The sequence below is a fragment of the Streptomyces sp. JNUCC 63 genome, assembly GCF_054366325.1.
This window is the reverse complement of sequence record NZ_CM135963.1, coordinates 7,819,242-7,843,201: the sequence shown is the minus strand read 5'-3', so window position 1 is coordinate 7,843,201 and position 23,960 is coordinate 7,819,242. Positions and strand designations below refer to the sequence as shown.

The 23,960-nt window shown below is 70.3% G+C and carries 23 protein-coding genes and 5 pseudogenes; 11 read left to right on the top strand and 17 right to left on the bottom strand.

Going from position 1 to position 23,960, the window contains the following annotated elements:
- Positions 1-8: 8 nt before the first annotated feature.
- Positions 9-1,256: an IS256 family transposase gene (locus ACX25U_RS36360; RefSeq protein ID WP_454382163.1), complete on the bottom strand. Its 1,248-nt coding sequence runs from the start codon at positions 1,254-1,256 to the stop codon at positions 9-11.
- A 126-nt stretch (positions 1,257-1,382) separates the two neighbouring features.
- Here ACX25U_RS36360 and ACX25U_RS36355 point away from each other — a divergent pair.
- From ACX25U_RS36355 to ACX25U_RS36340, 4 genes and pseudogenes are all read left to right on the top strand, one after another.
- Positions 1,383-1,550: pseudogene (locus ACX25U_RS36355) on the top strand (transposase); the annotation flags it as partial.
- A 107-nt stretch (positions 1,551-1,657) separates the two neighbouring features.
- Positions 1,658-1,933 (top strand): annotated as a pseudogene (locus tag ACX25U_RS36350) (antibiotic acetyltransferase); the annotation flags it as partial.
- Between the two features lie 2 nt (positions 1,934-1,935).
- The gene (locus tag ACX25U_RS36345) at positions 1,936-2,490 is read left to right on the top strand and encodes a DUF3995 domain-containing protein (RefSeq protein ID WP_454386379.1); all 555 of its coding nucleotides are present in this window, start codon (positions 1,936-1,938) and stop codon (positions 2,488-2,490) included.
- 524 nt (positions 2,491-3,014) lie between these two features.
- A complete protein-coding gene (locus ACX25U_RS36340) occupies positions 3,015-3,230 on the top strand; it encodes a hypothetical protein (protein WP_454386378.1) in 216 nt (71 codons plus the stop codon).
- A gap of 729 nt (positions 3,231-3,959) precedes the next feature.
- On the opposite strand, the gene ACX25U_RS36335 is transcribed toward ACX25U_RS36340, so the two are convergent.
- Genes ACX25U_RS36335 through ACX25U_RS36325 form a run of 3 tightly spaced genes read right to left on the bottom strand, consistent with a single transcriptional unit; the run spans position 3,960 to position 6,400 of the window.
- Positions 3,960-4,436 carry a hypothetical protein gene (locus ACX25U_RS36335; RefSeq protein ID WP_454386377.1) on the bottom strand — a complete coding sequence of 159 codons (477 nt, stop codon included), beginning with the start codon at positions 4,434-4,436 and terminating at the stop codon, positions 3,960-3,962.
- 45 nt (positions 4,437-4,481) lie between these two features.
- On the bottom strand, positions 4,482-5,195 hold the full coding sequence (locus ACX25U_RS36330; protein ID WP_454386376.1) for a response regulator: 714 nt from the start codon (positions 5,193-5,195) through the stop codon (positions 4,482-4,484).
- Positions 5,192-6,400, bottom strand: coding sequence for a sensor histidine kinase (locus ACX25U_RS36325; RefSeq protein WP_454386375.1), 1,209 nt, complete (start codon positions 6,398-6,400; stop codon positions 5,192-5,194). The genes ACX25U_RS36330 and ACX25U_RS36325 overlap by 4 nt, the downstream gene beginning before the upstream one ends.
- Positions 6,401-6,620: 220 nt before the next feature.
- On the opposite strand from ACX25U_RS36325, the gene ACX25U_RS36320 reads away from it, so the two are divergent.
- Both ACX25U_RS36320 and ACX25U_RS36315 read left to right on the top strand, forming a co-directional pair.
- Complete coding sequence (locus ACX25U_RS36320; protein WP_454386374.1) at positions 6,621-7,325, top strand: class I SAM-dependent methyltransferase; 705 nt, start codon at positions 6,621-6,623, stop codon at positions 7,323-7,325.
- 347 nt (positions 7,326-7,672) lie between these two features.
- Positions 7,673-8,476, top strand: a complete 804-nt coding sequence (locus tag ACX25U_RS36315; RefSeq protein WP_454386373.1) for a helix-turn-helix domain-containing protein — start codon at positions 7,673-7,675, stop codon at positions 8,474-8,476.
- On the opposite strand, the gene ACX25U_RS36310 is transcribed toward ACX25U_RS36315, so the two are convergent.
- The 7 genes and pseudogenes from ACX25U_RS36310 to ACX25U_RS36280 form a co-directional block, all read right to left on the bottom strand.
- The gene (locus ACX25U_RS36310; protein WP_454386371.1) at positions 8,466-8,885 is read right to left on the bottom strand and encodes a hypothetical protein; all 420 of its coding nucleotides are present in this window, start codon (positions 8,883-8,885) and stop codon (positions 8,466-8,468) included. The two genes, ACX25U_RS36315 and ACX25U_RS36310, sit on opposite strands and share 11 nt — an antisense overlap.
- 146 nt (positions 8,886-9,031) lie before the next feature.
- Positions 9,032-9,216: pseudogene (locus ACX25U_RS36305) on the bottom strand (LysR family transcriptional regulator); the annotation flags it as partial.
- A pseudogene (locus tag ACX25U_RS36300) lies at positions 9,212-9,435 on the bottom strand (ATP-binding protein); the annotation flags it as partial. The pseudogenes ACX25U_RS36300 and ACX25U_RS36305, both read right to left, overlap by 5 nt.
- Positions 9,436-9,953: 518 nt before the next feature.
- Complete coding sequence (locus tag ACX25U_RS36295; RefSeq protein WP_454386369.1) at positions 9,954-11,051, bottom strand: P1 family peptidase; 1,098 nt, start codon at positions 11,049-11,051, stop codon at positions 9,954-9,956.
- A 396-nt stretch (positions 11,052-11,447) separates the two neighbouring features.
- A complete protein-coding gene (locus ACX25U_RS36290; RefSeq protein WP_454386367.1) occupies positions 11,448-12,665 on the bottom strand; it encodes an MFS transporter in 1,218 nt (405 codons plus the stop codon).
- A gap of 217 nt (positions 12,666-12,882) precedes the next feature.
- Entirely contained in the window at positions 12,883-13,098 is a 216-nt protein-coding gene (locus ACX25U_RS36285; protein WP_454386365.1) for a hypothetical protein, read from the bottom strand.
- A 385-nt stretch (positions 13,099-13,483) separates the two neighbouring features.
- Complete coding sequence (locus ACX25U_RS36280) at positions 13,484-14,263, bottom strand: IclR family transcriptional regulator (RefSeq protein ID WP_454386363.1); 780 nt, start codon at positions 14,261-14,263, stop codon at positions 13,484-13,486.
- A gap of 352 nt (positions 14,264-14,615) precedes the next feature.
- Between ACX25U_RS36280 and ACX25U_RS36275 the strand changes: the two genes are divergently transcribed.
- Together ACX25U_RS36275 and ACX25U_RS36270 are read left to right on the top strand one after the other, a co-directional pair.
- Positions 14,616-15,842: an MFS transporter gene (locus ACX25U_RS36275; RefSeq protein WP_454386361.1), complete on the top strand. Its 1,227-nt coding sequence runs from the start codon at positions 14,616-14,618 to the stop codon at positions 15,840-15,842.
- Positions 15,843-15,906: 64 nt separating this feature from the next.
- Positions 15,907-16,485: a nuclear transport factor 2 family protein gene (locus ACX25U_RS36270; RefSeq protein ID WP_454386359.1), complete on the top strand. Its 579-nt coding sequence runs from the start codon at positions 15,907-15,909 to the stop codon at positions 16,483-16,485.
- Between the two features lie 273 nt (positions 16,486-16,758).
- On the opposite strand, the gene ACX25U_RS36265 is transcribed toward ACX25U_RS36270, so the two are convergent.
- Complete coding sequence (locus ACX25U_RS36265) at positions 16,759-17,010, bottom strand: hypothetical protein (protein WP_454386357.1); 252 nt, start codon at positions 17,008-17,010, stop codon at positions 16,759-16,761.
- A gap of 358 nt (positions 17,011-17,368) precedes the next feature.
- Positions 17,369-17,533: pseudogene (locus ACX25U_RS36260) on the bottom strand (S-(hydroxymethyl)mycothiol dehydrogenase); the annotation flags it as partial.
- A gap of 259 nt (positions 17,534-17,792) precedes the next feature.
- Here ACX25U_RS36260 and ACX25U_RS36255 point away from each other — a divergent pair.
- On the top strand, positions 17,793-18,248 hold the full coding sequence (locus ACX25U_RS36255) for a lipocalin-like domain-containing protein (RefSeq protein WP_454386355.1): 456 nt from the start codon (positions 17,793-17,795) through the stop codon (positions 18,246-18,248).
- Between the two features lie 61 nt (positions 18,249-18,309).
- A complete protein-coding gene (locus ACX25U_RS36250; RefSeq protein WP_454386353.1) occupies positions 18,310-19,077 on the top strand; it encodes an SDR family oxidoreductase in 768 nt (255 codons plus the stop codon).
- A 776-nt stretch (positions 19,078-19,853) separates the two neighbouring features.
- Here ACX25U_RS36250 and ACX25U_RS36245 read toward each other — a convergent pair.
- Positions 19,854-20,174, bottom strand: coding sequence for a helix-turn-helix domain-containing protein (locus tag ACX25U_RS36245; RefSeq protein ID WP_454386351.1), 321 nt, complete (start codon positions 20,172-20,174; stop codon positions 19,854-19,856).
- Between the two features lie 244 nt (positions 20,175-20,418).
- On the opposite strand from ACX25U_RS36245, the gene ACX25U_RS36240 reads away from it, so the two are divergent.
- The gene (locus ACX25U_RS36240) at positions 20,419-20,766 is read left to right on the top strand and encodes a helix-turn-helix domain-containing protein (protein WP_454386349.1); all 348 of its coding nucleotides are present in this window, start codon (positions 20,419-20,421) and stop codon (positions 20,764-20,766) included.
- Here the strand turns inward: ACX25U_RS36240 and ACX25U_RS36235 are convergent.
- The 3 genes from ACX25U_RS36235 to ACX25U_RS36225 are packed head-to-tail and all read right to left on the bottom strand — an operon-like array spanning position 20,740 to position 23,908.
- Positions 20,740-21,174 (bottom strand): hypothetical protein, encoded by a 435-nt coding sequence (locus tag ACX25U_RS36235; RefSeq protein ID WP_454386347.1) that lies wholly within the window; start codon positions 21,172-21,174, stop codon positions 20,740-20,742. The genes ACX25U_RS36240 and ACX25U_RS36235 overlap by 27 nt on opposite strands.
- 24 nt (positions 21,175-21,198) lie before the next feature.
- Positions 21,199-21,888 carry a hypothetical protein gene (locus ACX25U_RS36230; RefSeq protein ID WP_454386346.1) on the bottom strand — a complete coding sequence of 230 codons (690 nt, stop codon included), beginning with the start codon at positions 21,886-21,888 and terminating at the stop codon, positions 21,199-21,201.
- 37 nt (positions 21,889-21,925) lie between these two features.
- Positions 21,926-23,908: a hypothetical protein gene (locus tag ACX25U_RS36225; RefSeq protein ID WP_454386344.1), complete on the bottom strand. Its 1,983-nt coding sequence runs from the start codon at positions 23,906-23,908 to the stop codon at positions 21,926-21,928.
- Positions 23,909-23,960: the final 52 nt, after the last annotated feature.

Genomic DNA, 23,960 nt, shown 5'->3' with positions numbered 1-23,960 from the left:
GTTGAGGTTCAGGCGGCTTCGAGGTTCTCGACGAGGTGGCCGTTTTCGAAGCGGGCGCCGGAGCGGACGAGGGCGACGAGGTGGGGTGCGGTGACCGCCCGCCAGCGGGCCTGGGCGGCCTCGGCGAGCTTGAACACCATCGCCAGGGCGGCGGCCGGGCTGCCCGCTCCTCGGGTGACCTTCGTCCGCAGCCTGATCGTGGAGAACGTCGACTCGATGGGGTTCGTGGTCCGCAGATGGATCCAGTGCTCGGCGGGGAAGTCGTAGAACGCCAGGAGCTCGTCCAGGTCGTCGGTGACCTTCTTCACGGCCTTGGGCCACTTCGCCCCATAGGTCTTCTCGAACGCGCGGGCCGCCTTCTCGGCGTGGGTGCGGTCCTCGGCGTTGTATATCTCCTGCAGGGCCTTCTTCGCTCCGGGCTGCGCGGACTTCGGCAGCGTGTTCATGACATTACGGGTCTTGTGGACCCAGCACCTTTGGTGCCTGGCCTGCGGGAACACCTCCGCCAGGGCCCGCCACAGGCCCATGGCGCCGTCGCCCACGACGAGGGCCGGATCGCGCATGCCCCGGCGGCGGCAGTCCCGCAGCAGGTCGGCCCACGACTCCGTCGACTCCCGCAGCCCCTCGGCCAGCGCGATCAGCTCCTTGGTGCCGTCCAGCCGCACGCCCATCAGGACCAGGACACAGGAGTGGGCCTGGCCGAGGCGGACCTTGGGGTGGACGCCGTCGGCCCACACGTAGACGTAGTCAGTGCCGGACAGGTCCCGGTTCTGGAAGGCCGTGTGGTCGTCCTGCCACTGCTTCGTGAGCCGGTTCACGGTGGCCGCCGACAGGCCGGCCGCGGAGCCGAGGAACTGCTCAAGGGCGGGCACGAAGTCCCCGCTGGACAGCCCGTGCAGGTAGAGCAGCGGCAGGACCTCGCTGATCTTCGGGGACTTGCGGCACCAGGGCGGGAGGATTTTCGAGGAGAACCGCTGCCGTTCGCCGGTCGCTTCGTCGACGCGGCGGTCGTTCACTCGCGGGGCGCGGACCTCGACCGGGCCGGCGGCCGTGGTCACGGTGCGGGGGCGGTGGTGGCCGTTGCGCACCACCAAGCGCCGCCCGCGTTCGTCCCGCTCGGCAGCCAACTCGGCTATGTACTGGTCGACTTCTGCCTCCAGCGCGGCGGCGAGCATCCGGCGGGCGCCTTCCCGCACGATCTCGTCGATCAGCGAACCGGTAGCGGTGGAGCCGTCTTCGTTGACTACGCTGAGCACGGGCGTGCCTTCCCGACCCGCGCTGCGAACGCGGGCCTGACTTGGTGACCGATACAGGATCATTCGGGAAGGTACGCCCTTCGCGTGCCGTCCCGAAGACCGATCCACAAGTCATGAGCATTGCTCCAGATCAATCGCGCCATCATGCACGGGCACCTGTGGTCGCCCTCGTATTTCTCCGCATCGTGCGGCGGAGCACCATTGGCGATCGTCCGCCAGTACATCGAGCAGCAAAAACGCCCGCTCCAAGGTGCACGTCAGAGCAGTCTTGAGATGCATTCATCCCCGGCGTGAACGCCGGGGCTTTCTGCAAGAGTCCCGGTAAATCGGTGTCCTGGGACGGCGCGGCGCCGCGACCATGGATCGGACACGGATCCACAACCGATGAGGAATCGCTCCCCGTGCCTGTGCCTGCCGACCCGACGATCCTCCATCCACTGCCCGGGCAACCTCGGGTGGTGCTGCTCAGGCCGCTGGTGAAGGCCCCGTTGATCGAGGTCGGGGAGTGCTCCTACTACGACGACCCGGACGACCCGACCGCGGTCGAGACGCGCAATGTGCTCCACCACTACGGACCGGAGAAGCCGATCATCGACGAGTTCTGCGCGCTGGGCACGGGAGTGCGGTTCATCGTGACCAGCGCTTGGAACCCACCGGAAACACCTGAAGGAGTGCCACCGTGTCCGAAGCCCGTGACCAGCACCTGGAGAATGTTCCAACAGCTCGGGAAACCGGCGGACGGCCAAGGGCCTGGGCCGGACACGCGGCCGCGGTGCTGGCCTTCGTCTTCGGCCTGTTCAGTTTCCACTGGGCGGCCGGAGGCACCTTCGCCCTCGACACCCTCGGCGGCGTGATCCAGCGGATGGCCGCACGACGGGACCCCGGATTCATCGCCGTCGTCTGGATCACCGGCGCACTCAAGATCGCGGGCGCTCTCTTCTCACTGTCGCTCGTCCGGCCGTGGGGCCGCGTCGTCCCCCGCCCGCTGATGCTCACCGCGGGCTGGGGCGGCGCGGCACTGCTGACCGCCTACGGGGCCCTGCAGGTCGGCAGCCTGCTCCTGGTGGCGCTCGGCGTGCTCACCCCGTCCGACCCCGTCGAGTGGAAGCCGCTGCTGTGGCGCCTGTTCGTCTGGGACATGTCGTTCCTGGTGTGGGGAATCCTGCTCTTCCTCGCCACCCGGACCTATGTGATGAACCATCCGCGGCGCCCAGAAAGGCGCGTAGGACATTGATGTACGACACCGCGCAGGACCTGGTCCTCGACCACGTCTTCCCGCGGCTCGACGGACTCGTCGCCGACATCGGCTGTGTGCGACGGCTGTGGCGTCCGTCAACGTCAACCGTGCGTCGTGCGAAAGGATTCTGAACAGGCCGCGCTCCGACGGGTTCGTCGACTGCACGGCGCTGTCGGATGCGAACCGCTCACGTACCGACGCCTGGTACCTCACGCAGGAAGGTTCCCGTCCGACCCGCAACCTGCCTGTCCTGCGGGGGCGGCCGTCCTGTCCCATCACCTCGACTACGGCAGCATCGCTGAAGACCCCCACACACACGCCGCCGTGCGCGCCCATCTGGCCTTGCCGAAGACGCTCGTCGACTCGGGCACGAGCACGGCCCCTGGGACTGAACCCCTGAGGTGCCTCACTCGGTCGGCGAGGGTGAGCGGATTGCGGCCGACGCTGTCATGTACTACACCGTCATCGAGAGCCAACACCGATGAGAACTGCGTGCGTTCGTGGAGGTCGATCGCAGCACCATGAGCAGCGAGCGGCTGGCCGTGAAGTTGGCCGCGTACGCCCGTCTGTTCCAGTACGAGGTCCAGCCCGTCGGCCGTCGCAGGCCGGCCGCCGCAGGTACTGCCCGGCTCCACTGGTATCCGGTCTTTCCCCGCGTGCTCTTCGTGCTCACCGGCGCCTCCCGAGCCGGGCTGGAGAGCAGCACGGTCCCTCCCAGTCCATGTGAACGCCTCTGACCGGCGGAAGCCTCGCCCATGGACGGACTTGTGAGTCCTCTGCACGAGCGATGGGTGGTGATCAGCCTGCCGTCCCAGGACACCGGTCCTGGGACGGCAGGCGTTTGTCCGGACTGTCAGGGCCGCTGGATCAGTATTCCGCCCCTACATCGTCCTCGTGCGCTCTGGCACAGCGGCGGCCGGAGCCCGTCGCCCGGCCAGAAGGGCTGCTCGGTCGCGATGCCGGTGAGGAACGTGCCGACCTCAGCCAGGACCTCGGCGCGGTCGTCCGGCCCGTGGACGGTGCCCTTCCCTGCCGCGGCTCGGGGTGCTGCCGCGGCGGCCGACGGGATCGGCGGTAGGGTCCGCGCTGTGTGCGCAGTACGGCCAGGACGGCGCCGGGGCGGGGGCCGGGGGTGTGCTCATGGCGTGGCGGTTCCGCAGTCATGGGCCGGTTCCAGGTCTCGTTCAGGCAGGACGCGCGGTTGGGTCCGGTCAGTTCCTCCCGGAGGTTGAAGACACGAGTCAGGGCCTGAGCGCGGGCAGTGGACCGGTCCCACTCGCCGATGAGGGACGTGTCCGCAGTGACGGCGGCTCGCCCCTCGGTTGAGGACCTGGACTTCACCGTCGCGGACCCCGACAGTGCTCCTGCGGATCTCGGTGAACTCGCCTACGTCACCGCCCTGGCCGGTGATGTGCCAGGTGACGGTCCAGGTCGAGGTGGCGGTGAGCCGGTAGCGATCGCCGGACTCACCGGCGCCGGCGCGGGTGTAGCGGTGCCCGCAGTCGCGGGGAGTCGGTCATGCCCGCACCCGCATGGTGGAGGCCGGTGCAGGTGACGGTGGCGCCGTCGTCCATTCCCCAACGAACCTCGGTGACGCGTGCGGTGGCAGTCACGGTGACGCCGCCCGCGCTCGCCGTCACCGACGCCGGCCCGTAGGTGGGCGGGCTCTGGCGGACCCACAGCCACATCAGCACACCGACGGTGTACCGGCCCGACGCCCGTGGCGAGGCACTGTTCGGGCCGTCCAGCCTCATGGAGTCGACGGCGCGACGGGCGAGGGGCTCAGGGGCGATGGTGGGCGTGGCCGGGACAGCGCCGTGCGGGATCCACGTCCCGCCGACGCGACCCGTGGCCGGGCATACGGCTTGGCAGACCGTGCCCTTGCCGCCCCTCTTCTTGCCCTCCGGATCGGTGCGCTGCCGGCATGCGAGGTCGCTGAACACGCCTCCGGCTTCTGTACGAGTCGTGCCGGCCACTGCATGGTGCAGTCAAAGAGGAGGGCGGTGGGCGGCTCCGTCGGACACGGCCCAATCGGCTGTGCCGCGGGGGGTGACCAGGCCGGACTCGTAGGCGGCTACGACGAGTTGGGCGCGGTCGCGGGCGGCGAGCTTGGTCATGGTGCGGCTGACGTGGGTCTTGACCGTGGACGAGCTGATCACCATGTGGGCGGCGATCTCGTCGTTGCTGAGGCCACGGCCGACCAGGGCGAGGACCTCGCACTCCCGCCGGGTCAGCACCTCCAGGCGAGAGCGCGTGCCGGGGCCCGGGTACAGGGGCCGGGATGTGTACTCGGCGATGAGCTTGCGGGTGATGGCCGGGGAGAGCAGCGCGTCGCCGCGGGCGGCGACCCGGACCGCCTGGAGCAGGTCGGCGGGTTCGATGTCCTTGACGAGGAACCCGCTCGCGCCCGCACGCAGCGCGCTGTAGACGTACTCGTCGACACCGTAGTTCGTCAGGATCACCACGTGCACGGCGGACAGGGCCGGGTCCGCGGCGATCCGGCGGGTGGCCTCGATCCCGTCCACCACCGGCATCGAGATGTCGACGAGGGCCACGTCGGGAACGTGCTCGGTGGCGAGCGCGGCCCCGGCCGCGCCGTCGCCGGCCTCGGCGACGACCTCGATGTCGTCCTCGGCGTCGAGCAGCGCGCGGAAGCCGCCGCGGATGAGCGGCTGGTCGTCGACGAGCAGGACCCGGATCATGGTGTGCCGCCGGGGTCGGTGCCGTTCAGCGGAAATTCGGCGCGGACGGTGAACCCGCCCTCCGGCCGGGGCCCGGCGTGCAGCCGCCCGCCGAGTGCGGTGACCCGCTCGCGCATGCCGGTCAGGCCGATGCCCGGTTCCGGCTGTGCTGCGGGGGTTGCCCTGCCGTCGTCGTCGATGCGTACGGCCAGCGAGTCCCGCTTGAAGTCGAGACGGATCCGGGCCGAGGCGGACCCGGCGTGCCGGGCGGTGTTCGTCAGCGCCTCCTGGACGACCCGGTAGACGGCCCGGTCGAGTTCGGGCGGCAGCTTCCTTGGCTCGCCCCCGACGATCACGGTGGCGGGCAGGCCCGTGGAACTTGTCCGTCCCACCAGCTCGGGCAGGAGGCCGAGCCCGGTGACCGGGGGGCCGGGCCGACCGGGGACGGCCTCGCCGGGTGCGCGGAGCACGTCGAGGGTCGCCCGGAGTTCGCGGGTCGCGTCGCCCGCGGCCTCCTCGATGGCCAGCAGGGCATCCGGCACGTTCTCGCCGCGCTTGCGCGCCAGATGGACGGCCACTCCGGCCTGCACCTTGATCACGGAGATGCTGTGGGTGAGCGAGTCGTGCAGCTCGCGGGCGATCCGCAGCCGTTCCTCACCCGCGCGGCGACGTGCGGTCTCCTCGCGGAGCCGCTCGGCGTCGGCCGCCCGCTGCTCGGCGTCGGCGGCGCGCTGCTCGGCCTGCCTGAGGTTGCTGTTCCACTGGCGCCTCGTCTCCGCCGCCATGACCGCGGCCACCACCCAGCCGACCAGCAGGAACCGTCCTTCGACGATCTCCCTGGCGGACTGGCCTCCGGAGGATGTGAGGCTCAGTGCGACCGTGCCCGCGACGAACGCGGCTGCGCCCAGGGCGAGGGTTACCAGCCGGTGGCCCGCGAGGACGGCGGTGTGGATCGCCACGAGAACAGGCAGAGCGGCCGCGTCACCCGGGTAGCCGCGCAGATGGTAGGCGAACAGGCATACGAGCGTGGCGGCCACGACCGCGACCGGGACGCGCTGCCTGGCGGTGAGCGCGAGGCCCCCTACCAGCACCAGGAGGTATCCGAGCAGGTCGAGGCCGGTGCGGTCGGGGACGGCCACCGCTGAGCCGACCAGTGAGATCGCGGCGACGACACCAGCCGTCACCGCGTCCCGTGTATAGCCGCGCAAGCCCGGCCGCATGCCCATACCCGCACGGTAGCGCCGGTGCGCGCAGCAATACGTCACCTCGTGGGGCCATTTCGTGCGTACTCCTGGGGATGTAGCCGTCGGGCCGGGTCGTTCCGGCGTGGCAGCGCACAGTGCCGCCGCCAGGGCGACGACGGCGGCCCCGGCCCCGCCCATCATCGAAGGACGTCGCAGCCGACACCACAGGCGGTCGGCAAGGAGACCGGAAGGAGAACAGGTCATGGAGATGCGAGGAGCGGACACGGCCGGCACCGAGGTGCGGGAGCCGGAGCAGCCAGGCATCCTCATCCCGTGGGTGCGCCGGTACAACCTGCTCGTTACGGTGATCTTCGGCGGCCGCCGGGGCGCGCTGAACAGCACTCTGGTGGCGGCGAGCGGCGCCCGCCCCGGCGACCGGGTGCTCGACGTCGGCTGCGGCCCCGGCATCTTCGCCGGGCGGCTCGCCGACGCGGTCGGACCTGGCGGCCAGGTGGTCGGCATCGACCCCTCGGCGCCGATGATCGAGTACGCGTCCCGTCACACGGGCCGGGCGGCCAACTGCCGCTTCGTACTCGCGCCCGCGCAGTCCCTGGACCTGCCCGACGGTGAGTTCGACGTGGTCACCTCGACGTTCGCGATGCACCACATCCCCGAGGCGCACCGGGAGACCGCGCTGGCGCAGATGTACCGCGTGCTGCGGCCCGGCGGGCGGCTGCTGATCGCGGACGCCTTCCCGAGCGGCCCGGTGACCCCCCGGGTGACCCGCGCCATGGCCAGGATGATGTCCCGCGGCGTCGCGCACCAGGAAGCGGCGGACGATCCCATGTCCGTCGCCGACGTGCGGCAGTACACGGGCGCGCTCCGTGACGCCGGGTTCACCGAGCCGCGGTTCACCGACGTGCGGCCCTGGACGCGCTACCTCCTGACGGAGCGGCCGACGGCGTGACCGCGGACGGGGGCGCCGCCGCGGGGAAGCGACCCCGTCCCGACCGTTGAACCGCCACCAGTACCCCGAAGAGACCGCTGCCCTGCGGCAACTGCGGCGCCCGGAGTTGCCAACCGGCGTGCTCAGTCACAACCGTTCGTTTCACCGGCAGCCGTGGAGACAAGGAGCCGCGACACGGGCCGACCCGCCACGAGCCGGCGCGGGAGGAACGGCGGCGACACCACCCGCTCTTCCCGCGGCTGCTGTTCGCCCTCACGACCACGGCCCGTGAACAGCGAAAACGCCGATCAAGTTCAACCTGCGTTCGACGCCGAACCTCGAAGGACAAGCTGAAGTACCGTCGCAGCATGTCAACTGCCGTACTGGGCACCCCGATAGGTCCGCTCCTCCGTGGCTGGCGGGAGCGGCGCAGGCTCAGCCAGCTGGAGCTGGCGCTGCGTGCCGAATCCTCCGCCCGGCACATCAGCTTCATCGAGACGGGCCGGTCCCGTCCGAGCGAGGAGATGATCCTGCGGCTGGCCGAACATCTCGATGTTCCGGTCCGGGAGCGCAACGTCCTGCTGCTGGCGGCCGGTTACGCCCCGCGTTACGCCGAGACCCCGCTGCACGATCCGGCGCTCGGCTCACTGCGCGAGGGCATCGAGCGGCTGCTGCAGGGCTACGAACCGTATCCGGCGCTGGTCGTCGACGGAACGTACAACGTCGTCGCCGCCAACCGGGGAATCATGATGATGCTGGACGGGGTGGCGGAGCATCTGCTCGCCCCGCCGCTGAACGCCATGCGGCTCACACTGCACCCGCAGGGAATGGCGCCGCACATCCGCAATCTGCGGAAATGGCGCGGACATCTGCTGGCCCAGATGGAGCGTCAGATCGCGCTGGCCAGGTCCGAGGCGCTGCGCGCGCTGTACGACGAGGTGGCCGCTTATCCGCTTCCGGAGACCAGGGACCGCAGCAGCCACCCGGAGGAGCCCGTTCCGTACTTCGCCCTGCCGCTCCAACTGGAACACAACGGCCGGACTCTGTCCTTCATCTCGTCCATCTCGACCTTCAACACTCCGATGGACGTGACCGTCGCCGAGCTGGCCATCGAGACGTTCCTCCCGGCCGACTCGGCGACAGTCGAGTATCTGCAGTCCCTCAGGCCGTAGTGACACGCAGCGAGAGGAACTGGAGCGCGGCGAAACCCCCGACGGTCACGGCCTGCAGGGGGATCCAGACGGCACCCGCGGTCGTCGGCGAGAACCAGGCGACCATCGCGACGATGCTGAGCACGGCCCACAGCACATTGGCGTCGATGACCGCCTTCACGGCGAGGGCCGGCGGCTGCTTCCGCGTGGCGAGGCAGCCGACTCCCGCACCGAACAGCGTCAGGAAGATGCCGAGTTCGAACAGCACACCGGATCCGATGCCGAGCAGGTTGCCGACCGGCTTCGAGTCGATCAGGTAGACCAGCCCGTTGGCACCGGTGACGATGGCGTCGAGGGCGAGGAAGCGGCGCAGCATGGTCTGCGGGCGGTCGGTACGGGAGAGGGTGCCGAGCAGAGTGGTGGCGGACATGCCGATCAGCCTCCGTCGAGGTCGAAAACGCCGGTCAGGGGCCGTGGACCGGGCGGAGTGCGCCGCCCGGTCCACGGCGACTCCAACCTTGCCCGGTTCCGCCCGGAGGGTCGATTACCGCTGAGGTAATGAAGCAAGTCAGCAGGTCAGGCAATGGATGCCGGATCGGGCCCCACCCGCGCGGCGGCCGTACGGAGGGCCGCGGGCACCGGAGTCAGGAGCGGGTGCTGCTCGGAGCCGCGGCGCACCGCGGCGAAGACCCTGCGCGTGGGGACGTTGCCGTCGACGGGCGTACCACCACACCGGAGAGGTCCATGCCGCGCAGCGCGGAGCAGGTGAGGTGCGGCGCCACCGTTCACGGCCTTGTCGCCGAGCGCCGTCCTGGCCTGGGACTCGGTGCCCAGCACCGGGGAGACGCGGATGTGGGCGCCCTCACGCACAAGTTCGGGGAGGTTCTGACCGGCCGGTTCCTGGGTGCCTTCCCAGAGGATCATGCCAACGGCCCGCCCCGGTTGTGCAGCTTGCGGGCGGCCATGAAGTACCGGGACTCGCCTTGCTGCCGCTGCAGGCGAGGCCGTTGATGGCCTCGACCGAGCACATGGCAACACTTCTTCCTGTGCGACCTCTCGGAGCGGCGTGCCCCAAGGCCCGGGTCCTCGGAAACCGTCGGTTTCCTTATCCGCATCGACAAGCGGATTCCCGGCGCCAAGGGCTCCATCACCGTGTGCGGTCCGAACGTCCCCGTGCCCGACAACGACCGCGACGCGATCCCCGCCGAGGCCGCACCCGCGCCACTCCGGCGATGGCGGAATCCGCTCCGGCACTGGCGGCATTGGGCACGGACGGCCGGGGCGCCGGCCCTTGTGGCCCCGGCGGGCGGATGGTTCGCCAGGAGACGGCGGGAGGACAGGCCCCAGCTGTACCGACCTGCCCGGCTGCGGCCGTTTTGTGCAGCCGTGCCCGGTGGCCGATGCCTCTGCCCGATCGGACGGCGGTGGCAGCGCCCTTCGGCCGAACCTCGGTCGTTCACCCGAGCGTTCACGGTCGCACCCCGCCGCTGGTCCGGTGTCAGCGCGGCGGTCGCGTCCGGCCGTGGGGCACCGGTGGTGCCACGGGACCCGTGAGGGCGTCGAGCAGCCGGTCCGCCGGCAGGGCCGGCAGGGTGCGGCCGCCGAAGCCGGTGGTCGTCGTCGCGGCGAGCAGGGAGTTGAGCACCGCCTCCTCGACCGCGTCGAGGACGGCTTCGAACAGCGGTCCCAGTTCGGCGTCCGCCACAGGGGCCCCGGCTTCCGGTCGCGTACCGAAGGCGACGGCGTAGTCGCCGCTGCCGTGGCTGTAGGCGGCGCCCGTGCGGGCCAGGGCGAACACGGCACGCCGCGCGACGCGGGTGAGCTGCCGGGCGTCGAGGGGGGCGTCCGTGGCCACCACGATCATGCAGGAACCGGTCTCCCCGACCGGCGCCGGGTCGCCGGTCAGGCCCAGGGACTGCGGGGTGACACTGCGGCCGAGCACTCGCAGCGTACCGCCGAAGTTCGCCTGTACCAGGACCCCCGCCGTGTGCCGCCGGCCTCCCAGTTCCGGTGTACGTGAGGCGGTTCCGATGCCTGCCTTGAACCCCAGGGCGCCTGTGCCGGTTCCCGCGCCGACACAGCCCTCGGCCACCGGACCGCCGGACGCTTTCTCGAGTGCGGCCCGGACGTGCTCCTCGTGAACCGGCCGTGCGCGGATGTCGGACAGGAAGCCGTCGTTGCACTCGCCCACGACCGGGTTGAGGCTCTGCACCTCGCCGCATCCGGGCCGCTCCAGCATCCAGCCGACGAGGGCGTCGGCGACCCGGAACGCGGACAGGGTCGAGGTGAGCAGCACCGGGGTCTCCAGCGTGCCGAGTTCGGTGAGCTGGGTCGTGCCGATGAGCTTGCCGTAGCCGTTGCCGGTGAACACCCCGGCGGACAGCGGCGTGTGGGGGCCGACGGCGTCGGGCACGACGGCGGTCACTCCGCTGTGCACGTCGGGGTGCCGGCGGACGGTGGTGTGCCCGACGCGGACGCCCGGCACATCGGTGATCGCGTCGAGGGGTCCGGTAGCGACACCTCCGATGACGATACCGAGGTCACGGGCCCGGGGCCGGGTGTCCCGCGCTGACTGGATGTAAGCCATGGGTTCCATACGGCCGGACGCTACGCGCCGCGCCGAGTGCCGCGTCCTCGGCACGGCCTTCGCCGCTGCGGACACCGGCTGCCAGGTGACCGTGGCGGGGAACGCCTGCGCGGGCGCGACGGCGGTCCTCCACGAGCAGGCGCTGGCGCTGCTCTGCCCGATCAGCCGGCCTTCTCGCCCCGGTGATCGCCTCCGACCGGCTTTCGTGACGGGCCCGTCCCGGGCGGGGCCGTGGAAGAGGCCGAGTGCGGCTCCCTCCGGACGGAGCCGGGACGCCGTACGGCCGGGCGAACACATTGGCGTAGAGCGCCGCGGCAGCAGCAGGGCCGGCAGGCCCGATGGCCAAAGCGAGCCCGGAGTGGAAACGGAAGTCCCATGCGCCCCTGGCCGGGCGGGCCGGAGCGGTCAGAACCGGGGAGCGGTACGTCCTCGTCCTGCGCGCTCAACGGGGCGGTTTCCGGTTCTCAGGGCGCGCATGGCGAGGGCGCCGGCCAAGGGGCCGGGAGCCAGGAGGAGGAACGCGTAGCGCCAGCCGACGGCGTCGGCGAGGAGGGGGGTCAGCTGGATGCTGACGACTGTGAGGGCGAATCCGATCGCGGTCTGGGCCGTGAGGGCTGTTCCGATGTAGCGGGAGTCGGCGACTTCGCTGAGGGAGGTCGAGAACACTCCGGAGTCGGCGATCACAGCAGCGCCCCAGAGGGCACAGAACGCGACCATGAGCGTCGGCGGGGAGTGGACGAGCAGCGGTGAGAGCAGACAGCACAGACCGCTGGTGAGCAGGGCCGCCATGGCGGCGGGAGGGCGGCCGAAGCGGTCGGCGCCCCAGCCACCGAGCAGACAGCCGACCGCTCCGCCGATCCCCATGGTGAGAAACACGGTGACCTCGACCGATCCGGGGAGATGACGGGCGCTGTCCGTCGCGGCGAGAAACGCGGGGATCCAGGTCCACAGGGCGTAGAGCTCCCACATGTGCCCGAAGTAGCCGAGGTTGGCCGAGCGGGGGCCGCGCTGGGTGAACATGGTGAGGGCGTAGCGGGGGTTGCGGGCGGGCGCGGCCGGGGCGGCATGGGGACCGACGCGGATGAAGGCCAGCGCGATGAAAGAGGCCAGGAGTCCGGCTGCTGCCGCGACCAGAAGAACGCCCCGCCAGGGCAGTGACCCGACGCCGGCGATGAGATGCGGAAGGGTCGATCCGAGCGTCAGGGCGGCAATGAGAACCCCCATGGACTTGCCGCGTGCGGCGCCATGTGCCCAGGAGGCCATGAGTTTCATGCCGACCGGGTAAACACCGGCCAGGCACACGCCGGTCACGAAGCGGAGCGGAACGGCCGCGGCAAGCCGATCGACCGACACGGCCAGCAGCACAGTGCACACGGCAGCTGCGGCGGCGCCGCCGGCGAGGAGGCGCTGGGGCGGGAGACGGTCGGCGAGAGTGAGAGCGGCGGACGTGAGCGCGCCGGTGACGAAGCCGAGTTGGACTGACGCGGTCAGCCATACGGCGTCGGCGGAGTCGAGTCCCCACTCGCTGCGAAGTGTGGGAACCACGGCTGACATGGAGAACCAGACGGCGAGGCCGAGTACCTGTACGGCGGCGATCGCGCCGCGTTGTATACCAGCGTTCATGGTCTCCCCTGGGCCAGGGCCAGGTGTCCGGGCTGACGCTCTGGCCGGTCTTCCGGGGCAGGACGGATGGCGCCGGCCCCTTTCGCGGACTGCCCGGCCGTCACTGCCGTGCCGGGCGTCGCTGCCGCCGGCTCCTTCCCGGCGGCAGCGCCGTTTGGCGGGAGAAGCCTACGGGGCGGTCTCCTGCCCGCTCTGCCCCGCTCCCGGGGCGTACGGCTCACGCGAAAGGGTTGAGGACGAGGTGTCCGTCCAGGCGTGAGACCTGGTCGCTGTCCGGGTCGGGCGGGAGGGCGTGGCCGAGGTCGCCTGCGCGGACTTCACCGATCCACTGGTCGTGCTGGTACTCGTGGTTGATCAGGGCGACCAGGAGAGGGGTGGCGACAACGATGAGCTGGGCCGGGGCTGCGACGCGGCCGCCGGCGATGTCGTTCATCCGGGCGTGGACGCGTTCGGCACCCGCCTCGGCATCGACGTCGAGACCGTCGGACGCACCCCGCAGGAGACGGGGGTCCGTCCCGCAACCGAAGCGGCGGAAGGTCGAGCAGGCCTGCGGGATCCTGATACCGCACCGGCGTCTGGTCCGCGGCCACGAGACCCTCCCCGCCGACTCCGAAGCCATGATCCACAAAGCTTCGGTCGACAACCTCACCAAGCGCATGACGGACGAGACCACATCCACCTGGCGAGACACCTACTGGGACATAAGGGGCGATCACCCTGAACCAAACTCCCTCTCAGTCCGACGGCACCGGTTTCCTCCCCTTCTTGGAACGGCTCAAGGCCATGCCGCCCGCCCTCATGACCCCGTACGAAGAGGGCTAATGCTGAAGCTTTGAGGTGAGTTTTGCCTGCATCTTCTGTGTCGCCTGACGCAGGGCTTGAGTGAGTGCCGTCTCGGACGGGGTGCAGGGGTTTTCGAGTGTGAAGCAAAGACGTGGTTGCGGCCCTGAGATGGTGATGGCGATAGGGGGGTACCCCTGCGGGGTGGGGAGAGTCTGCGCGAGTGCCGCGATGCCGGGTTCGGTTTCCTCGATGTTGCGCGCGTAGCCGCGCTGCCTGACGTTCTCGAGTTCGGTTTCGAGGGCCGTGCGGGTCGGGGTGATGGTCTTCGCTGCGTGCGGGAGGGGTTCGTTCGGGTAGATCCGGCGGAGCTGGTCGGTCGTGAGGGTCGCGAGGAGGGCTCGTCCGCAGGCTGTGATGTGTGCGGGAAGGATCGTTCCCGCCCTGGCTTCGATGCGCATGTGGTGCTGTGAGGCGATGCCGTAGATGTAGCGGACCGCTTGCCCTTCGAGGACGGCGAATTCCACGGTCTCGCCGGTTGCCGCCTGAAGCTCGAGCAGGTCGTCCTGGATCAAGTGGGTGAAGTCCGTGTCGGCATGGGCGGGGCGGATGCCGGTCATGGCCGGGCCGAGGCGGTAGCCGGGGCCGTCGAGCGAGCGGCGCATGAAGCCGTGGGCCTCAAGGGTGGCCAGGAGCCGATGGGCGACGGAGGTTCCCACGCCCAGTTCGCCGGCGGCGCGGGCAAGGGTGACGACGGGCTCCTGCTGGGCCAGTTCAAGCAGGCGAAGCGCCCTGTCCACGGTTTGTAGAGTGTTCATGAGTCCATAATCCCACATACAGGGAATGATTGACTACCTAGTCCCTGATAGTGGATGCTCTCGGCGTCCGCGGGTGAGCGCACACTCGAACGAGTGTCTCTTGCGTGGCGCGGACTACTGGGCGCGAGATCACCCCTTGCGTGCCCGTGGCGTAAGTGGCCGTGAAGGCGTGAACCGCCTGTGAGTTCGTGTGACGTGCCGTGCAGTAGTGAGGACACCCAAGGAGAGTGAAGCGATGAGAGTCAGTGGGCCCGTTGGGCAGGCCGAAGCAGGTCAGCCGGTCGCGGTGCCGGGGAGCGCGGAGGCCGGGAGCGGGACACCCACCGCCCGGCGAGCAGTCATCAGTGGCGCGTTGGGTTCCGCGCTGGAGTGGTTCGACTTCTCTGTGTACGGCGCGTTGTCGGCCACGGTGTTCCCGCAGCTGTTCTTCCCCGACCTGGCGCCGGGTGCCGCGCTGCTGGCGTCGTTCGCGACCTTCGGAGTCGGGCTGGTGGCACGGCCGCTGGGCGGCCTCGTGTTCGGCATGCTGGGTGACAGGTTCGGCCGCCGGAACGTACTGATGTTTACGCTGCTGCTCATGGGCGCGGCATCGGTGCTGATCGGTGTGCTTCCGACCTACGCTCGCGTGGGAATCGCGGCTCCGGCCGCACTGGTGGTACTGCGTTTCCTGCAGGGCTTCGCCCTGGGGGGCGAGCTGACCGGGTCGCAGCTCATGGTGATGGAGCACTCGCCGAACCGGAGGCGCGGTATCGCGGGTGCCCTGATGTCGGTGGGATCGCCGATCAGCCAGGTACTCGCCACACTCACGCTGACCGGGCTCGCCGCATGGCTCACCGAGGATCAGTTCGCCGGCTGGGGCTGGCGGGTGCCCTTCTTGATGAGTGTGGCGCTCATCGCTGTCGGCTACTACATCCGGCACCGCGTCGAGGAGACCCCGACCTTCCTCGCCAGCGAGGGCAAGAGCGAGCAGGCGGCACGCGGGCTGCTGAGGCAGCACTGGAAGACGGTGACGCTGCTGGTGCTCGCGTGGGCGGCGCCGGGGGCGCTGTACTACATCATGGTCACCTTCGCCACCAGCTACCTCACGGGCCGGCTCGGATTCGACAAGAGCTCCACGTTCGGGTTGATGGTCGTCGCGAATTCGATTTCCATCGGGGCAAGCCTGCTCGGCGGCTGGTCCAGCGACCGGATCGGCCGAAAGCGCGTCCTTTTCACAGGCCTCGCTGTGCTGCTGGCCTTCCTCGTCCCGTTCTTCCTGATCCTCGACACGGGTAACTGGTGGATGGCCGCGCTCGTCATCACGGGTGCGCTGTGCGGTGTGCAGTTCATGACCGGGTGTCAGGGAGCTTTCTACGCCGAGGCGCTGCCGACCCCGATCCGGTACACCGGATCGGCTCTCGGACTCACCTGCGGAAACATGGTGTTCGCCGCGCCGGCGCCCTTCCTCGCGACGTGGCTGATGCAGATCTCGGGGAACGGAACCCTGCTGGTCACCGGCTACGGGCTCCTCACGATCCTGGTGTCCGCCTTCGCGATCCGCCTGCTCCCGGACCGTACCGGCCGGCAACTCGAGGTGTGACAGGGACCGCACCCTGCCGTACCTGCTCCTACGTGCCTGAATCCTCACCCGAGGGAGAGAAACAATGACTGACGACACAGCTCGCGCCGACAGCGAAGTAACCGAGGAAGATCTTCGTCTTCTTCGGGAGCTGAAGGTCAAGGACCGGCTGCACGATCTCGAAGTCGCCTACTGCCGCGGGATCGACCGGCGTGACCCCCAGTTGCTGAAGTCGATCTTCTTCGAGGACGCCTTCGTCCGCCTGGGCAACATGAAGGAAGGTGGAGTGGATGAATGGGTGGACTGGATCATCGATGATTTCAAGCCCCGGTTCGAGAACACCACCCACTATTTGCTGAATGAGTGGTACAAGGTGGATGGAAAGTCCGCCGAGGGGGAGACACATCGCCTCTCGTACCATCGGTTCGGGGATCCAGCACGCGAATTGATCGCTGCCAGCCGCACTTTCAACCGGTACGAGGAACGCGACGGCGTATGGAAGATCACCTTCCGCGAGGTGATCCGGGACTGGATCCATGAGCGCCCCGTGGACCAGGAACTGTTCACTGGTGGATTCGCGATGGAGCTGAGCGAGCCCGGCCCCGCGGACAAGAGTTACGAGGTGCTCTCGATGTTCGGCCGTGGTCCGCTGCGGCCCGAGTGACCCCCTGGTTCCGTATCCGGCCCCCAGACCTGCCCGCCGCGGGACGGGCCTCGCGACGGACGGCGTAGCGTCCGCCCGGTGACGTGCGGTGCGGAACCGTCAGGAAAACCCGTCCCCGAGTGAATCCCTCCTTCCCGGCCCCAGAAGGGGCCGGGAAGGAGGGATTTCTCATGGCAACGAGGGTCTCTTCGCCCGGGTTGGGGCGGACGCGGTCGCGCCGTCCCACCCGCCCCAACGGGCCGACCATCTGGGCCCCGGACAGGCCGCGGGCGGTCAGGCGGCGGCCGCCTCGGCGCTCAGCGCGGCCACGGCCTCCTCGTCCTCGAACTCTCCGGCAGGCCTGAAGCCGAGCGCCGCGTAGAGGGCGGCGGCGAGCGTGTTCTCCGGGTGGTAGGAGAGTCGGATCTCCCGACAGGGCTCCAGTGCGCTGAGGCAAGGACGGCCTCCCGCCCGGCAGAACCCGCCTGACCGCGGACCACGCCCTGTGACCTCAGTGCCCGCTACGGCACCAAGGAAGATCTCCACTGGACCGGGTACAAGCTGCACATCAGCGAGGTCCGCCGGCCGCCCCGGCCTGACGACGAGGCTCCGCGGCCCGGCCGGCGGGCACGTCCTCCCATCCCGAACGTGCTCACGCATGTCGCGACCACGGATGCGACCGTGCCCGACGTGAAACTCGTCGAGCCCGTCCACCAGGCCTCGCCGGCCGGGACCTGCTGCCCGTCGAGCACTACCTCGGCTCCGGCTGCGCGAGCGCCGAACTCATCGTCGGTACCCGGGCCACCTTCGGCATCACCCCGGTCACACCAATGCTGACGGGCACCTCCCGCCGGTACCGGGAGAACGCCGGCCACCAGCGCGAAGCCTTCGTCATCGGCTGGACGCCCGCCGGCCGGGAGCCCACCACCGCCGCGTCGCCGGCGCCGCCACAGCCGATGACGGCCACCGAATCGCCGCGGGTGACCGCACTGGTGTTGATCGCCGCGCCGATGCCCGCCATCACGCCACAGCCGAGAAGCCTCGTCGCCGGCGGGGACGCGGCCGGGTCGTGGCTTGCCGGGCCGGAGAGAAGGGACATGGTCCCCTGCGGATTTACTACTCGGCCAGTCCGTGAATCGGGGGAATCGCGGGCGCCGCCGTGTTCCCGCTCGGCATGGCCGGTCCCGTCACCGTTTGCGTGCATTCCGCTGCGGTTGAGGCGTCGCGCACCGAAGCACGGCTGAGGAAACACCGGAAGAGACTGAAGAGCGCTGCATCGCGGATGCCGTGACGGCGGCGGAACGGCGCACTGATCGATGGAGGCAGAGATGGCTGAGGGTCTGCGCAAACGGCTGATCGGTGCGTGGAAGCTGGTGTCGTACCGGGAGATCCCGGTGGACGGTTCCGAACCGTTCGAGCCGCTGGGCCATGAGCCGAAGGGGATCATCATGTACACCCCCGACGGATACATGTCCGCGCAACTGTCCGGACCCGACCGTCCCGGCTTCGCCTCCGGGGACTGGTTCGACGGCACGACCGAGGAGTACACGGCGGAAGCGACCTCCTACATCGCCTACTCGGGACCGTTCCACGTGGACGAGGAGAAGCAGACCCTCACCCACTCCATGTTCGTGTCCGTGTTCCCCAACTGGACCGGTCAGACGCAACCGCGTGTGGTGGAACTCGAGGGTGACACGCTGCGCCTGAGCACCGCGTCACCCATCACGTCGAGTGGCAGGACCGTCAACTCGGCCCTCACCTGGCGCCGGGCCGAACCCAACTGACCCCACGCGAGCGGGAATCGGCGCCGGGCAGTGCGGCCGACAAGAGCGAGGAGGGACCCGCATGAACAGTGGACGTCGAGTCGTCGTGACGGCGGGGGCCGCCGGCATCGGACTCGCGACAGCCAAGGCGTTCGCGGCCAACGGCGATCGTGTGCACATCTGCGACATCGACGAACGGGCCCTCGAACAGGTCACCGAGGCCGATCCGGCGATCGCCGGAACGGTCTGCGACGTGTCCGACCGGTCCTCGGTCGATGCCTTCGTCGAGGCCGCGGCGCACACCCTCGGCGGTATCGACGTGCTGGTCAACAACGCGGGCATCGCCGGCCCCACCAGCCCGGTGGAGGAGATGGACCCCGACCAGTGGGAAGCCGTCCTGGCCGTCAACCTCACCGGCACCTTCAACGTCACCAGGCTCTCCATCCCCTTCCTGAAGAAGTCCGACGCCGGCGTCGTCCTCATCATGTCCTCCGTCGGAGGACGCTACGGCTACCCGAACCGCAGCCCTTACGCGACCACCAAGCGCGGGCTGATCGGCTTCACCGAGACCCTCGCCATCGAACTCGGAGACGACGGGATCCGTGTCAACGCCATCGCCCCCGGCGCCGTCGCCGGCGAACGCATCCAGCGGGTCCTGCAGGGCCGGGCCGACGCCGGCGGACGCAGCCTGGCGGACGTCACCGCCGACGCCCTGAGCATCCAGTCCCTCAAACGCTTCACCGACCCCGAGGACATCGCCGCGCTGGCGCTCTTCCTCGCCTCCGACAGCGCCAAGTCCATCACCGGACAAACCCTTGCCATCGACGGCGGCTCGAAGGCTGCACAGTGACATGCGACGAAGGCAGGCAGGTCCAAGGCCGCCAGGAACGGGCGGGTCCTGCGCCGGACCGGATCCGCCACCGGCCACGACGACCGGCATGGCGGCACCCTACGCCGCACGCCTCCGCCTCCGGCGGTGTACAAAGCGGCCGCCCGGCGAACTGTTGCCCCGCCGATTACGGCGCTCGCCCGGGGATTCGCCTCCGGGCGGGGGCCGTGTGGTCAGGGATGCGAGCGGCGGCTGCGGACTGGTCGGCGGCCGGTGGGCCACCGGATGGGCGATGGCTCACCGGCCGCCCGGGGTGCTTCCGCCAGGGCCTGCGGCTGTCGCAACTCCCGCGCCACGGAACGGCCGGCCGACCACGGCTTCTCCTTGCGGCCGGACCTGGACCCCTGCATGGTCAAGGGCCTCGTCACCTTGTCGTGCGTCGGGGCCCAGGCGCATGCCACTCTGCTCGGACCGTCCGGAGCCGGCAGGACCCGCACCGCCGTCGCCTCGCGGTCGCCGCCTGCCGGGCCGACTGCTCGATTGCTTCACCGGCCTCGACGGCATGGTCCGCGGCCTCACGGCCGCCGAAGCCGTAGGACGCCTGACCCGCGTGCTCGGCACCTGCCTGTGCCCAAGCTTCCCCCTTGGGCGCAGACTCGGCTCGGCGCATGGGTATGGATTACATCCGTGCAGGTGAGAGGGCGCATGGGGTGGCTGCCGGGTCGGACGTGCCTCGTGCCCGTGCGGTCCCGGCAGGTGCGGGTGGCCCGGGGCCGGGTGTCCGGGGCCGGTGGTGCTCATCGGGGCGGTGCCGGGCGGTGGGGCCGCCGCGGGTGGCCGACCGGGGGGCCGCCGGAGGCCTGCCGGTCCGCCTCGGCCGCCGCGGCGGCCCGGCGGTCGGCCCGTTTCTCCGGGACGAGGAGGTCGGCGGGTGTGCAGTCCAGGACCTCGCAGAGGATGTCGAGGTCGTCGAGGCGGACGGTCAGCGGCCGGCGGGACCACAGGTGGGACATCTTGCCCGCGGAGACGGTCAGTCCGGCGTCCGCGAGCATCCGCTGCAGTTCGCCGGCCTTCCAGATGTCGCGCTGGGCGGCGACCATCCGCAGGTTCCACTTCATCGGCGGGCCCTCCCGCATCGGGCCGGGGTCCGCCGGCCGGTGCGGACGCGGGCGGCTTCGGCGGGGGATGCGCCGACGTGCACGTGGATCATGGTTTGTGCTGAGCCCTTCCTGTCCGGGGGGCTGCCGGGGGCGGGCCGGCGTACAGAACGTCCTGGGGACTGCGCCGTTAGACTCAGTGGCAAGCGGCCGACCGACCTCCCTCGCACAGGAAGAACCAGCGGTGCCCAACACACTGCAGGAAATGATCAAGAACAAGCTGGATCAAAAAGGATGGTCCTACAGCGATGTAGCGCGCCGCGGCGGCATCTCCCGCTCGACCGTCCACCATCTGGCGACGTCGGCGCGGCTGGCGCAGATGCCCCAGCAGACCACGCTGGAAGGGCTGGCCAGGGGCCTGGGGGTGCCGGTGGCGCCCGTGCAGCGGGCCGCGGCCGAGGCCGCGGGTGTCCATGTCTACTTCGAAAACGCGCCCGCGTGTGCCGACCCCGAGGTGGAGATCCTCATCGCCAGCGTGCACAGGCTCAGCCCCACGGACCGCCGGCATGTGGCTGTGCTCGTCGAGTCATTGCTGCAGGCCGGGAAATCCTGAAACAGACGTCGGGCGCGGATGCCGTGGGGCCGGCGTCCTGTCTGTGGGCGCCGGCGGTTTTCGTTTTCTCGTTTCACTGTCGGCGGGCCGGGCGCTCGAGAATGTTCCGCAGGTGTTCCTCGGATTGTTCCGGGTGCTGCCCGTCGTGGTGGTCTGGCGACAGGGGGCGGCGCGTGGTCGGGCAGTCTTCCGGGTCAGCCAGGCGTAGTAGCCGGACTGTGAGACGCCGAGCAGCTCGATGACCCCTCGCACCGGAAAGCCCGCTTCGGCCACCGCAAAGATCATTTCGCATCGTCTTTTGGGGAGCATCGCTTCCTCCATGAGGTCGATCACCTTCCGGCATACGGCGATTTCGCCCTCCAGTCGAAATGTTCTGCCGTAGTGCTCAGGGCTGCGGTGGGAGTCCACAGCCCTGAGCGTTTTCGGCCGGGTTCACCGGACATGGCGGTGCAGGGTCACGGTCGGTGCGAAGCCGGCCCCCCGGTCGCTGCCGCCGGCCCGCGGTGCGCGGGCCGCCTCCCGGTCGAGGACGGCCTTCACCTCCCGGGCGAGTTCGTCCGCCTCACGGGTGACCTGCGAGATCGGCAGACGGGAGGATTTCAGAGCGTTGACCTTCCGGCCGATCGAGTCCAGCTCGCTGCGCGCAGCGCGGCTGAGGCTGAACCCGCGGGGCGTGGCGACGACGAACTGATAGGCGGCGGAGACGGTCTGGCATGCGGCGCAGTGTTCGTTGACCGCCCGGCTGAGGTTGGTGGCGTGGATCAGACGGGCGTTGGCGCCGGCTGTGGTGACGATCTGGTAGGACAGGGCGACCGAACGGCAGGGGGCCTCCAGCGAGCAGCCCGCCGATTCCGCGGTGGCCCGGTTGTTCGCCGTCACGGCGACGGACGGACCGTATTCGTGGATGGCGAAGGACGCGTCGGACTGGTTGATGTGGATCCGGTCGGCGCGGCTGTGTGCCAGGTCGACGGCGACGGCGACCCGCTGGGACAGGCGGGAGGCGCCGGCAGCGGCGCCTGCCGAGGCGCTGCCGGCCGTCACGGCCAGTGCGGCCGCGGCGGCGGCACCCAGGCCGGCGGCCGCCCTGGTGACACGGCGGGTACGCGGCTTGCGGTGGTGCATGGTTCTTCTCCTCGGGTCGTCGGGGCGTGCGGGGCCCTCAGGACGGGCTGGGGCTCGGGGGTGTTGTCGCCGGGGGCGAGGGGGTGGCCGTGACGGGCTTGGACGGTGAGGGCGAGGGGGGCGCGGAGGCCGTCCGGCTGGGGGAAGGGCGCGGGGCCGGTGTGGTGGGGGCGGGGTCGGTGGGGGCAGTTGGGGTGGGTCCGGTGCGGGGCGTGGGGGCGGCGCGTCGGCCGGCGGACGGCGCCGGGTCGGCTGCCGGGGTGGCGGGCGCCGTGACGGCTGGGGCGGGCCGGCCGGATGCCGGGGACGGAGTGCGGGGGTGCGTGAATCGTTTCCCCGCCGACGGAGTGCCGGCCGGAGGGCCGGTCGGTGGGCCGGTCGGTGGGCCGGTCGGTGGGCCGGTCGGTGGGCCGGTTGGTGGGGAGTCGGCGGGGGTGGGGTGCGGGGGCCGGGTGGTGGGGACGCCGGGTTGGAGGGCGGGGGCGACGGGAGCGGCTTCGGGAAGCGGCCGGGGCGTACGTCCCTGCACCCAGGCGGTGGCCAGGACGGCGCAGCCGGCGACGGCGACGGCGGCCAGGCCCAGGCGCCTCGCCGGTCTTCCTTCGGTCGCTTTTCTCGCGGCACGCAGCAGGCGGACTGTGAGCCGGCCGGCCAGATAGGCGCCTCCGGCCATCGGGCACAGCAGCATGAGGGTGCCGATGACTCCGACCAGCCCGGCCGCCGGATGCCCGTCGGTGAACGCCCCGTAGGTTCCCACGCACTGGGCCGCAAGGCTGCGCAGTGCGGTGGCCAGCAGGCGGGGCAGGTTCCACAGGACGTACGCCACCTCGGCCAGCAGCAGGGGGATCATGGTCACCACCCATACCGTCACGATGATGCGGGCCGAGCGTTTGAGGCCGGCCGCACTCGCAGCGGCGCTTTTTCGTCCGGGCAGCATGCCGAGCAGGATGGGCTTGACCTTGCCGTACAGGTCCGGGACACCGGCCAGGTCGCCCAGGATGTAGTAGCCGTCGAGCCGCACCGCCGGCATCAGTTGTTCGAGGACCTCGAAGTGCGCCAGGTACACCGCGGCGAGGAAGAAGGACTGGCCGGTGAGAAGGTAGCCCGCGGTGAGGACCAGCATGAACAGGACGTTGAAATACACGCCGCCCAGTCCGGTCCGCAGGCGACCGGACCTGCCGAGCCGGTACACGTCGGTGACGTCCGTGTACATCGACGGCCAGATCAAAAAGATGCCGCATCCGATCTTTCCGGGTACGGCCCCGCTGTACCGGCAGGCCGACGCATGCCCGAACTCGTGGAAGACCAGGGAGGCGACGGTCAGCGCGAACACGATGAGCATCCACAGAGGCTGCTCGAGCACCTGCAGCACGGGCGTGATGGCTCCGTGGACGCCGAAGAGCCAGACCTCCATCACCGCGGCGCTCACCAGGGCCGACACCACCACCAGGGGCCGGTGCAGCCAGGCCAGCGCGGCAGCGATCCGGGCCACCTGCGTCTCGGGGAAGATCACTTTGTGGCCCTTGAGGGCCAGGAGCAGGTCCGTGCGAGGAGGGGAGAGCTCTTCCGGGTGACCGTTCACAGGCGCGGTGATCCCGAGGGGAGTCAGTTTGTGCTCCACCAGGTGGACGACGTTGTCCGTGCTGACCTCGGCTCCGTGACGCCCGCTCACCCGGTGGGAGATCGCTTCGGCGTCGCGTACCCCGTCCACGGAGCTCACCACCAAATACAGCAGGCGGGAGAGCCGGATGACCTGTCCGTCGCCCCGGCGGACCAGGTAGGTGCGCTCGGTGAAACCCGACCCCTGGTACTCCCCCAGTGTCTGCAGACCGCTGGTCAGGCGGACCACGGGCACCGCGCCGGGCGGCGTCGGAGGGCCGGCCGGCAGGGTGGGCGCCGGGTAGGTGAGGGAGTCCGGCGCGCCGCCGGCGGGCGGACCCTGCGGCGTGCATCCCGGCCCGGGGTGCGGAACCTGAACGTTCAGCGTGCTGAAGCCGCTGCGTTCTTCGGACGCCGTCATGCTCTTCTCCAGGACGCATCTGACATGGTGGCAAAGGGGGTGGATCGGGGAC